Raw genomic sequence first — 12,490 nt, forward strand, 5'->3', positions numbered from 1 at the left:
TATCCTAAAATTAAGAATGGGGTAAAGTGATGATAAATCGGGTCATTTTGCCAAGCTCGCTGTTGATATTAAGCTTGCCGCCAAGCTCTTGAACATGAGCTTTGATGATATCAAGACCAACCCCGCGGCCGCCGTCCTCATCTGAGTGCTCTTTGGTGCTAAATCCTGAGGAAAACAGCTGACTTAATAGCTCATTGCGATCCATTTGCTGAACGGCATCTTTGGTAAATTTGCCCATTTGAACCAAGCGGCTGCGAATATTGTCGTAATTGATCCCGCGACCATCATCTTGCAGGGTTACCACAATTTGACTGTCCTCTTTTTTGACTTCAACATCAATTTGACCGGCTTCAGGCTTTCCTGCGGCGGCGCGCTCATCTGGCGTCTCAATGCCGTGAACGATGGCGTTTCGTAACAGTTGAACGGTGATCTCATTGACCACTTGATTTAAGCGCTCAGGAATGACCACTTGATTGAGCGTTTTTGATTGCAGCTCAACTTGCTTGTTTTGACGCGCGGCAATTTGTCCGGCAAAGTCTTGGTAGTAAGCCAGCTGCGAGTTTGAAATCGTCGTTTTAGGCGTGTGGTTGATTTCAAAATCTGATTTGTCGCTAGTCTCAGTAACCGCTGCTCCTTGATTGATCCGAGCGCCTAATTTACTGATTGTATTTGACAGTGTTAGCAGCTCATCTAAATGAACGGCTAAGGCTAAAAAGTCATTTCCTGCAAGCTTGCCTTGGTTTTGTAGCGCTGCCAATTTGTCTTCAGCTTCTGAAGCAATTTTAGTAAAGCTGTGCAGTTTTAGCGCGGACGCCTCGCCTTTTAAGCTGTGCATCTCGCGATAAATAGCGTTGAGCTTAGTTTCAAGCTCATATTGCGAGCTTCCGGGATTTTTTAAGATGTTGTTCATCTTATCAATTCGCGATTTGGTCGTGTTAATGAACTCATTAATCATTACCGGATTGACGTTCAAGATTGTGGTAAGCATCTCAATTTGCATGTCGTTTTGGGCGCGCTCTTTTTCTAAGCGCTGCTCTAAATAAACGGCGTCGGATACGTCATTTACGTTCACCAAAATTCGGGCAATGTCTTTGTCTTCATAAACGCGCGAAAATTTAAAATCCAAAAAGCGATTGCTGGTGTCTTGATCATTTGAGGGGTCATGAAGCATGACTTTATTGAGCGGATTGAGAGAGTCGACCAAGCGCTCTTTAACGCGCGGATTATAAAGCTGCTCAATAAACTGCCGCGTGGTGGTCAAGTCTTTATCTGAGATACGACCGCGAAGCACACTGGCAAAGTTTTGCCCTGCAAGCTTATCTGACCCCATGATTTTGCTTAACGCTTTTGAATGTTGCTGACCGATATTTAAGTCTTTATCAAGCAAAAACAGTCCCGTATTGACCGTTTCCATAATCTCTTGGGTTTCGCGGCGCGCCACCATCAACTCTTCGTCCGACTTTTTTAAGCGGCGAACAAAGTACGAGACGAAAATGATGAAGTATAAAATCGCAAATGAAATGCCAAAGATCTGTAAGTTACGCAAGAAGGTTGCGCGGCTGCCGTTTTCAGCGTTTAAGCTGTTGGCTAAGCTTGAAGCATTATCATAAATTTGGCTGGTTGGCGCGCCAAATTGCTGCTCAAGGTCTTGCGTGCTCAGTGCCGAGTTTGCCGCTAAAAAATTATTGGCGTTGCTGTGATAACTGTTCCAAGCTTGGCTTGCCCCTTGAACAAAGCCCATTTGATCAGCTTGCGATACCGCCACAAAAGGCACTTTTTCATCGCGAATGTTAACATTGCCACCTTTTTCGAGTACTTCAATGTCAGCGTCAATTTGCTTGGTCATCTTGCTGACTTTGGTGGTGATCGCTTGAATGGCTGCGGCGTCCTCATTGCGAGCGCGCATGCTGTTGAGTAAATAAATTTCTTTAGTGAGCGTTGGGATATCGCTTCGCAAGTTTGAGCTTAATAGCGTTCCTGCGCGTAAATCACGGATTTTAAGCGAGTTATAAATACTCGTCACCAAAACGCTTGAGGTGAGCAATAAGAACACCACAACCGAGACAATAATTGCCGTATATCGGCTTTTGGCGATGGGCAAATGAGAGCGTGATGGGGCTGCCATAACGAACGTCCTTGTTCAATCAATTAAAAGTTTGACCATGAAAATAATAACTGCGCCAAGCGCAATCCAAGCTTAAAAACATAACGCAATATCATAATTCAGTTAACAACGATATTGACTTATGTCTGGCTCATAATGTAAATAAAACTCATTACTGCTATTAAGATAGCAACAATAGTTGCGACTCTAAAGTTATGGCAATAAGGTATTATTGAAGTTGTAATAAGGACACTAAAAATGTTAGTTTTAGAATTTATTATAATTTTATTAAAGACTTAATAGCAGGAAAAAGCCATTTTAAAATAACAACAATTGAAACAATCATAGAATATAAATTTAATAAATATTACATAGTTTTACATATAATCATACTTTAGTGAGGTTGTAAAAGCAATGTTTCTAAATTTATTTTATCAACTTGTCAGCGCTAAAATGGGCAAATTTTTATCATTTAATATCTGCTTGAGAGGACTGCTGGTTTATAATTGCTTTTTTTTATTTCTTGCCATAAAAAAAGGGCTAAATCAATAGCCCTTTTTACATGTTAACTTTTTTACATTTTAAATAGGATCATTCTGCGTCTTCTAAATCAAGATTTGAATCGATGCGCCAAATTAAAAAGCAGCCGATACTCATCAAGATCAGCATGGTGATGCCAAGCTTAAATACGGGATTGACGGGGAACAAGTTGAGCAATAAGCCACCAAAGATGCCGACCGAAAACATCAGCGAGCCTTGAAGGGCACTTGCCATTCCGGCGCGGTGTTTTTGAAATGCCAAGGCAATAGCAGTGGAATTAGGCTGAGTCAACCCTAACGCTGAAATACAAAAGAAAATACAAACCAAAACCAGCGGTAACCAAGCATCGCTTCCAAATAATAGCCCTAAAATAAACAGCCCTGCTGCTGCACTCACTTGAATCATCGCGCCAAAACGCAATAAGCTGAGCAGTCGAAAGCGGTTAGTAAGCCATTGGTTCAACTGAGTTAACGCCACAAATCCTGCCGCATTAAAGCCAAAAATCCAGCTAAACTGAGTTGCGGTCACGCCGTAGTTGTCCATTAACAGCTCAGAGGCGGCGCTGATATAAACGAACATCGACCCCATCAATAAGCCGCCGCCAATCGCCGGAAAATTAAAACGCTTGTCTTTTAACAATTCCCAATATTGAACCAAAACTTGCGATACTGGGCGCTGGTTACGATTCTCTTCGGTTAAGGTTTCAAAGAAAAATAGCTTGGTTAACACCAAATTGAGAACCCCAAACGCGGCTAAAAACCAAAAAATCGCATGCCAGCTAAAAAACCGTAAAAACAGCGCCCCAAGTGACGGCGCTAAGATGGGCGCAAGTCCCATCACCAGCACCATAATCGAAAAGGCTTTGGCAGTTTGTTTTGCCGTTAAGCGGTCGCGAATGGCGGCGCGAGTAACCACCGCACCAACACAAGCCCCAAGCGCTTGCAAGGTTCGCCCAAAAAACAGCACAAACTCATTATTGGTCGTAGCACAAATTAAAGATGCCACCACATAAAGCACCATGCCAATATATAAAGGCTTGACCCTGCCCACCCGATCGCTAAACGGACCATAAAACAGCTGACCGAACACCAATCCCACAAAATACGCAGGAACAGAGTTGGCAATAAACGCGGTTGAGACGCCAAAGCTTTTTGCCATGTCAGGAAGCGCAGGCAGATACATATCAATGGATAACGGTCCAACCGCGACCATGAGCCCAAGCATCATAATCCATAAGACGGGTAAATCCGCTGAGCGAACGCGCTCAGAGGGATTGGGCGGCGTTGGTGAGTTGGGTGACGATTGGTTTAAGGCAGGCATAAATCAGACCACTTTTTTGGAAAAAAACAAAGGTTTAACGCAGGTAATCTTTGAAAAAAGATAATGAAGTGGTTAATGACAATCATTAACCAATCAAGTTATATCTTATCTTTGGTAAATTTTTCAATAGTAACCATGAATTTTATAAAGTTTGGCTAATCAATCAGCGAAACTGGCGCGGTTTAAACTTTACAGATGCCTCTTTGGCTTTTTTGACGGCAAGCTTTTGATTGCGACCCAGCATTAATTTTAATTGCCAAAGCTTTTCTTGATAAAGGCTGATTGGATTTGGTGAATAAAGCTGGTTGACCACGCGCTTACTGGCAAGAACGGCATCGGGTGATCGGGCGATGATCTCCTCGGATAAAGCCAGCGCTGCTGCCATCGGATCCTTATGACAATGGGAAATCAGCCCTGCTTTAAGCGCAGTGCTTGAATCAATCACGCGAGCGCTCATGGCAAGCTCTTTTAACACATCTAGCCGGACGATCCCTACTGCTGATTGCGACAATCCCATATCGGGAACCAAGCCCCATTTGGCTTCCATAATGGCAAACTTGCAATCAGGGTGGCTGATTCGGCTATCAAATGCCAGCGCCAATTGTAATCCTGCACCCAAACAGTGACCTTCTAACACGCCAATCACCGGAACCGGAAGATCTTGCCAAATTAAGCACACCTTTTGAAATAAACTTTGCCAAGGTTTTATCAGCTCCCAAATCGCAAACGCTTGGTTTTTGGGAGCATTTAAGTCTTGCAAATCGATCCCTGAGCAAAAGGTATGCTCACTGCCATCAACAATCACGGCGCGGATATATTTATCTGCCGCAACCCTTTTTGCAACCAAAATCAGCTCACGCATCATGGCAAAGCTCATGGCGTTTTTTTTATCGGGGCGATTTAGGCTCAGTATTAAAATACCATGCTGAACGCTCACTTGCAGCGTTTGATATTGATAACTGGCAACGTTATTCATAAGTTGTCCTTGGTCATATAAAGTCAACCGTTATCTTAGCAAGACTGCCAAACTTTGCAGCGGCAATCTTTGACTTTGATCGTCGCTTTTTTATCAATCGTAAATTGACAATCAAATCATTTTCCAAGTCATGTCATTTTCGCTCAGCTTATGGTAATTGAGCTGTGGATAAGGCGACAGATCATGGGATTGCAAATTATCCAGCGCTTGCAATAAGTCCTCAAAAAACGGCTTTAACATGGCAAATTGAGCGGGCGTTGTATGCTGAGAGTTAAGCAAGCATTTGTCCTCAAGATTTTGGCTGACAAAGCGCAGTTGCGGCACGCCCGTATAGCGACTTGCCCCCAAAATCCGGTGGGCAATTTGTGCAAGCTGCGAGCGGTCACGAGCCTCCCAAGCGCTATTTAACGCCTCTTTTTCGGTATTTATGGTATCAAGCATCATCACCATTAAGGTTGCTGCCAGATCGGGTTTGTTTGCTGATCGGGTCAACGCATCTTGCCAGTCAAGAATGGCAAAGCTGTCAAGATTCGTGGTGGCTTCCACAGGTTTTTGCAGCGCGATATCAGCGGTCGCACTTGGCGCCATGGCATCATGATAAAGCTGATGCTGATAGCGCGGCTGGGTTTCGCGGGCAGGCTCTCGAAGATAATCATCGCGCGGCTGGCTGTCACGAAGGTAGTCGTCGCGGATTTTTTTAAGCGACAGTGGTCTTGCGATATTTTTATCTTTGGGCATGGCTACCGATTTTTGCGATCGGCGGATCTCAGCTTGACCGTTGTCATTATTTTCAAGATTTTGCGTTAATAGTGGCTGCTCTACGAGCCGTGGCGATGCTTGAGTTGCCGTTCGACCCAGCCATTTTTGCAGCACTTGAACGAGCTGCGGCTGACTGATGGGCTTGCCAACATAATCGTCAATGCCGCTTGCCATCAGCTTATCACGCTCATCAGCAAGACCATGAGCGGTCAGCGCGATAATCGGTACTCGGTGCTCTGGGTTTTCGATTTTGCGGATTTGCTCGGCAGCGGCGCGACCGGACATTCTTGGCATTTGAATGTCCATAAAAATTAAATCAATGTGGTCTTTATCGTCAATTTTTATTTTTTCTTCAGCGGGATTAAGGCTTGTGGCAGGAAGATTAGCGCGACCTTCAGCTTTTGACAATTGCGTTTTGTTCGATAAACTTTGCTGAATGCCCTTATTGGGTTTGCTATGTTTGGTTTGTTGTTTGCTCATAATTTCGATGGCATCAAAGCCGCTATTGGCGGTAATCACTTGAATGCCAAGCTCGCTTAATAGCGCATCTAATACCAATAAATTGGGCAGATGGTCATCAACTGCCAAAACCGTCACCCCATGCCAGCGCGGCAGTGGCGCGGCAGTCGGCGCTCGCGATTTTTGCGTATCAAGCATGGTATAAAGTTGGCGTTTATCAAGCGGCTCAAATAAAATGTTGGCGTGATAGCGATTAAGTAGCGCTTGGTCAGCGGCAACTTGATAGCCAAAGACCGCAAGTTTGCCTTGATAATGTAGCCGGATTTGCTTTAACAGCGCCATCATATCGTCTTGGGTGTCATTATCGACAATCACCCAATCCCAATAATTGCCATGCTCTTTTAAAGATTCCAAAACGCCAGGCAAGGAGTTGGCTTGGGTTAAATGAATCGGCAAGTTTTGCAAACTGGCTTTTAATACCTGAATCGATGCTGCATGATTAATCCAAACCAAAATATGAAACTCATCCCCCGCGCTTGCCAGCGGCGCAAGTACCGGCGGGCTAATACTTTGACCTGTCGGCGCTTCTAACACATCGACGTGCGTTGGCATCCGAAACCAAAACGTCGCCCCTTGATTGGCAATATTTTCTTGAGCATTGTCATAAAAACCAATATCGCCGCCCATCAATCGCGTGAGCTGCTTTGAGATGACAAGACCAAGCCCTGTACCGCCATATTGCCGCGTGGTTGAAGGATCGCCTTGGCTAAAGCTTTGAAATAACAGCTTTTGGTCAGCTTTTGAAATGCCTTTGCCGCTGTCTTGAACGCTAATCATCAAAAAATTATCTTGATAATCATCAAGGCTGACCCGAACCACCACATCACCGGTGTCAGTAAATTTAATCGCGTTGCCCACAATATTGGTCAAAATTTGCTTGAGTCGCAGCGCATCCCCCATGATTCGCATGGGAACGTCATTGTAAAAAAGTACTGCCATCCGCAGCCCTTTTTCAGCCGCAACAGGGGACAACATATCCACGACGTCATAAACGGTGTCATATAAATCAAAGTCGTGACGGTCTAAAATCAGCTTTCCGGCTTCAATTTTTGAAAAGTCCAACACATCATTGACCAATGCCAATAAATGAGCGGAGGACTTGCGAATGGTTTGAACGTACAAATCTTGCTCGGCGTTTAACTCGCCATGGCGCGCCAGCAAATTGATAAAGCCGTCGATACTGTTCAGCGGCGTTCGCAGTTCATGACTGATATTGGCTAAAAACGCCGATTTGGCTTGGCTCGTTGAAATGGCGGCATCGCGAGCGTTACGGATCGAAATGTTTTGCATTTCCATCTCATCAAAAGCCAATCGCAAATCGTCTTCGGTTTGCTCGGCGTGATTTTTTAATTCTTGAAAGCTTGAATGTAGCCTGCGCAGCGTTTTCACCAAATCTTGCTGAAGTAAGTTCAACTCGCCGTCCGATTCCACCGGAATGGGCTTATAAAGATTGTCCACGTTGGTGCGCTGAAGCTGAAGCCGAAGCTCATAAATCGGCGCAATCCAGCGCTTGGCATAAATATTTAAGCTCAGCAGCAAAATTAAAATGGTAAAAAGTCCGGTAATCACCAGCGCAATGGCGATTCGGTAACGAGCAATATATAGCGGCTCATTGTCCATATCGACCAAAAGCCAAAGCCGTTGATCTTCAAACGTCCCCAAAACACTGCCATAAGCGGTGCCAATGGGCGTTGGCAGCTGTGATAGAAAATTTGCTTCAGGATTAATTTCAGGCCAAGACTCTGCCACCCCGTAGCCCACAGTTGCTAAAACCTGATTGTTTTCATTGACAATGGCAATGCGCTGAACGTGCTGCTCGGACTGCATCCGGCTTAATTTGTCGCGGATCGCCACCAATGAGGCAATTGCGCCTTTGGGGGCGAGCTCTGATTTGCCTTGGCTTTCGTCAACGATGACCGCGCTTGAGGGCGTTGGCGTTTGTACCCCGCCAAGCGCTTCTTCAGACAGCACCGCATTATTTAAGTTGCCACCGCGAGCGACGATATAATGGTCAGAATGAACTTGCGATACGGGCAATTGAGATTTTTTTATGCTGGCATCAAGCGCTGATTGGCTGACGCTTGCCACATCGCCAACGATTTTTTTGGCAGTTTCTTTATTGTCATTAAATTGAACGCGCTCTTGCTCTAACAATTCAGGAATTAGCTCGGTCACCATGGGTTTGTAGCGAATCAATACCGCCTCGGCAAGGGCTTCTTGCTCAGATTCTGAGGCGCGCATAGTTTCATGAAACACCAAAATACCACCGACGGCAGCAAGCACACAAATCGGCAAAAACACCAAAATAATCAGCTGACCATAGGCGCTACTGGTATCAAAGCGCTTTTTAGTTGTCATAAGCTTGCCTGCCTTCACGGATTGATTGTTGCCGACTGAACGCTATTTTAACAGCATTTTTCATCTGCCGCCTTTTAGTCATGCGTTTTATAAACTCAGCTTTTATTTACTGAGCTAAAAACCCATAAAGCGCTGCACGAAGATAACAACAAAATGATATAATAAGCGCATTTTTTATAAAGGGCTGCATGAAGATAACGCTTGCTGATCCCAGCGCGTTTCAAAAGCTTTGCTTTATAAGCGACCCAATAACATCACAAGGATGCGTTATGTCATCGCAAGATTCAAAAGCTTCATTTATCAGCCAAACGGTGACCTTAGCCGACTGCGTTGGCAAAACCCCGCTTGTGGAATTGACCACGTTGCCAACCTTAGAGGGCGTCAGCGGCGCAAAATTATTAGCAAAGCTTGAAGGCAATAATCCGGCAGGGTCAGTTAAAGACCGTCCGGCGTTTAATATGATTTATCAAGCCGAAAAGCGCGGCGACATTAAGCGCGGTGATACTTTGATTGAAGCGACGAGCGGCAACACCGGAATTGCCCTTGCGATGGTCGCTGCCATGCGCGGTTATCCGTTGACGCTATTGATGCCGACCAACTCAACCCAAGAGCGTAAAGACGCGATGGCAGCTTACGGCGCAACGCTCATTGAAGTTGATGAAGGCATGGAAGCGGCGCGCGATTTGGCACTGCAAATGCAAGCGGACGGCAAAGGCGTCGTTCTTGACCAATTTAACAATCCGGACAATAAGCAAGCGCATTATTTGACCACCGCTCCTGAAATTTGGGAGCAAACAGAAGGCAAAATCACCCATTTTATCAGCTCAATGGGGACGACCGGAACGATCACCGGCGTCGCGCAATTTTTAAAAGAAAAAAATCCGGATATTAAAATCATTGGGTTGCAGCCGGACGAAAATGCGTCGATTGCCGGAATCCGCAACTGGCCAAAAGAATACCTGCCAGGGATTTTTGAGCCAGAATTGGTTGATGAAATCCTCGATATTGACCAAACGGACGCTGAAGTTTACATGCGCAAACTTGCCAAAACCGAAGGCATTTTTGCAGGGGTATCTTCAGGAGCGGCGGCTTGGGCGGCGCTAAAAATCGCTCGCGACAATCCCGATGCCGTTATCGTATTTATCGTTTGCGATCGCGGCGACCGATATTTATCAACCGGACTTTATAGCGTCAATGACGACGCAAAAGCCGCTGATAACGCCACGCCATAATTTAGCAAGCTGATTTCCATTTAGGATGGTTTATGAACAACGCCCTGCCCTTTGACCCAGTATTGGTCTTTGATATCGAAACTGCCCCAGACGTTGCTGCGGCGCGGCGCATTTATCCTGAGCTTGCCGACTTAAACGATGATGACGCGTTAAGCGCCCTTACCGCCCTGCGAACTCAAGAATCAGGTCGCAGCTTTATGCGCTTACCGCTTCAGCGCATCGTTTGCATCTCGTTTTTATACATCAAAAATGGCGCGATGAGTTTGCGATCTTTAAGTGCTGAGCAGTTGTCCGAGCAAGAGATTTTGCAAACGTTTTTTCGCGCTTTTAATGATTTTGACAGCTTACCGCAATTGGTCAGTTGGAACGGTTCAGGGTTTGATATTCCAGTATTGCTATACCGCGCTATGCTTTATGAGTTAAGCGTTCCGCTGCTTTTTGAAGAAGGCGACCGCATCCAAAAAATGCGCTTTGATAACTATGTCAATCGCTACCATAGCCGCCATTTGGACTTGATGGACAGATTTAGCCAGTTTGGCGCAAGCCCGCGCCAATCGATGGATATCGTGGCAAGCCTTTATGGGTTACCGGGAAAAACTGATGTCGATGGCAGTATGGTCGGCACGTTGGTTACAAACGATGATTGGCAAACGCTTACCATTTATTGCGAAAGTGACGTGCTAAACACTTGGCTCATTTATTTGCGCTGGCTGCGATTAACCGGCAAAGTGACGTTTGATCAATTTAAACTTTGGCAATCGCAGTCAAAAACTTATCTGCAAAGCTTTCAAAAAGATGACAGTGATGTCAGCCGCCATCATGAGTTTTTAGAAGATTGGGAATCAAGCGCCCAAAATCTTGCACGTTAATTGTGAATTGATCGCAGCTTTACCTTTATTGATATTAAGCTGCGCGTATTATCGTTTTATTTTTTTATTAAGGCAGGATTATGACTCCCACCGACCATCCCAACAGCAATGTCAGCGCCATCACCACCCCACCAAGCAAAAAAAAATCTAAGCCCTCCTCAAAAACGCGCCGCCGTTTAAAAGACGCCGAACCTGTGCCCTTTGTGATTGATGGCTTATCGCATGACGGTCGCGGCGTGGCAATTTATGGCAATGGCTTTGATGAAAAAGACGCTCATATCACAGACAAACACGGCAAAAAAGTCTTTGTCAGCTTTGCGCTACCCGGTGAGACGGTCAATGTCAAAATCACCAACAGCCGAGCAAGCTTTGAAGAAGGCGACGCGGTAGACGTCCTTGCTAATCCCAACGCGCATCGCGCCGTTCCGCCCTGCCCGCATTTTGGCGTTTGTGGCGGTTGCAGCTTGCAGCACTGGCAACCCGATTCCCAGATCAACTTTAAACAATCGGTATTAGCCGAGCTGTTACGTCATCAAGCAGATATTGAGCCGGATCACTGGCTTGAGCCTATCATTGCTGATCGCTTGGCGTATCGAACCAAAGCTCGGCTTGGCGTTCGCTATGTTGCCAAAAAAGGCACAGCGCTCGTTGGCTTTCGTGAGCGCTCAAGCAACTTTTTAGCCGAGTTAAATGAGTGTCATATTTTGGATGCGCGAATTGGCTTTGAGATTGAAAATTTAAAAGCACTGATTGCAAGCCTTGACGGTCGCGACCAAATTGCTCAGTTAGAGCTTGCTATGGGCGAGCTGTTGCCTGAGCTTTTAGATGGCAATCAGCCCGTTGCTTTAATCGTTCGCAATTTATCACCGTTAACAGATGGCGATTTGGAAAAGTTAAAAGCGTTTTTTCGCGAGCGTAATTGGCAGCTTTATTTGCAGCCTAAAGGCATGGACAGCATTGAGCGCATTGCTTTGCACGACGATGATAATTTAACTGAGCAATTTGGTCGCCTTTATTATCAATTGCCAGAATTTGATTTGACGTATGAATTTATCCCAACCGATTTTACTCAAGTTAACTTGTCCGTTAACCGCAAAATGACCAAGCTTGCTTGCGATTTGTTGGATTTAAAATCAGGTGAGCGCGTCTTGGATTTGTTCAGCGGTCTTGGCAACTTTAGTCTGCCAATGGCAAGGCTTGTTGGCGAGTCAGGACGGGTGATTGGTGTTGAAGGCAGTGACGCCATGACGGCTCGCGCCTCAACAAATGCGCGCCGAAACAACCTTGCCAATACTGAGTTTTATGCTCAAGATTTGACCCAAGATTGCTCAAATGAGCCGTGGGCAAACCAAGGTTTTGATGCGCTTCTCATTGACCCGCCGCGATCAGGCGCTTGGGAAATCATGCAATATCTGCCAAACTTTAATGCCAAGCGCATCGTTTATGTGTCGTGCAATCCGGCAACGCTTGCCCGCGATACCAAAGCCTTATTGGATAATGGCTATCGGTTAACTCATGCTGGGGTCATGGATATGTTTTGCCACACCGGTCACGTTGAGTCGATCGCACGCTTTGAAAAAATTGCCGACGTTTAAGCCATTTTTACAAACTTAAGTTTATGTGATTTAGGACTTATGTTACTTTTAATCATAGCATTATTACAGTTACTCGCTTGAATTGTGGTGGTGAGGTGAGATAATACCGCATAATAGCAACGGTATTTTTAATCATAAAACTTAGCCAAAATCCGTTGTAAAAAGGCTTTTTGAGAGCTTTATAGGCAGTGGTTGGCAACTTAATTGTCACCCATTAC

At 45.4% G+C, this 12,490-nt stretch carries 7 protein-coding genes; 3 read left to right on the forward strand and 4 right to left on the reverse strand.

Annotated elements, in window-relative coordinates:
- Positions 1-10: 10 nt before the first annotated feature.
- From HF322_RS04160 to HF322_RS04175, 4 genes are all read right to left on the reverse strand, one after another.
- On the reverse strand, positions 11-2,125 hold the full coding sequence (locus HF322_RS04160; RefSeq protein WP_169392145.1) for an ATP-binding protein: 2,115 nt from the start codon (positions 2,123-2,125) through the stop codon (positions 11-13).
- A 570-nt stretch (positions 2,126-2,695) separates the two neighbouring features.
- Positions 2,696-3,871 (reverse strand): multidrug effflux MFS transporter, encoded by a 1,176-nt coding sequence (locus tag HF322_RS04165; RefSeq protein ID WP_223193172.1) that lies wholly within the window; start codon positions 3,869-3,871, stop codon positions 2,696-2,698.
- 256 nt (positions 3,872-4,127) lie between these two features.
- Complete coding sequence (locus HF322_RS04170) at positions 4,128-4,940, reverse strand: crotonase/enoyl-CoA hydratase family protein (RefSeq protein ID WP_169392147.1); 813 nt, start codon at positions 4,938-4,940, stop codon at positions 4,128-4,130.
- Positions 4,941-5,051: 111 nt separating this feature from the next.
- On the reverse strand, positions 5,052-8,576 hold the full coding sequence (locus HF322_RS04175) for an ATP-binding protein (RefSeq protein ID WP_223193160.1): 3,525 nt from the start codon (positions 8,574-8,576) through the stop codon (positions 5,052-5,054).
- Between the two features lie 269 nt (positions 8,577-8,845).
- Between HF322_RS04175 and cysM the strand changes: the two genes are divergently transcribed.
- The 3 genes from cysM to rlmD all read left to right on the forward strand — a co-directional run bounded on the left by cysM (position 8,846) and on the right by rlmD (position 12,272).
- Positions 8,846-9,808, forward strand: a complete 963-nt coding sequence (gene cysM / locus HF322_RS04185) for a cysteine synthase CysM (protein WP_169392148.1) — start codon at positions 8,846-8,848, stop codon at positions 9,806-9,808.
- Between the two features lie 32 nt (positions 9,809-9,840).
- Positions 9,841-10,677, forward strand: coding sequence for a 3'-5' exonuclease (locus HF322_RS04190; RefSeq protein WP_169392149.1), 837 nt, complete (start codon positions 9,841-9,843; stop codon positions 10,675-10,677).
- A gap of 80 nt (positions 10,678-10,757) precedes the next feature.
- Entirely contained in the window at positions 10,758-12,272 is a 1,515-nt protein-coding gene (gene rlmD, locus HF322_RS04195; protein ID WP_169392150.1) for a 23S rRNA (uracil(1939)-C(5))-methyltransferase RlmD, read from the forward strand.
- Positions 12,273-12,490: the final 218 nt, after the last annotated feature.

It is taken from the genome of Psychrobacter sp. MF31 (assembly GCF_012847335.1).
Classification (GTDB): Bacteria; Pseudomonadota; Gammaproteobacteria; order Pseudomonadales; family Moraxellaceae; genus Psychrobacter.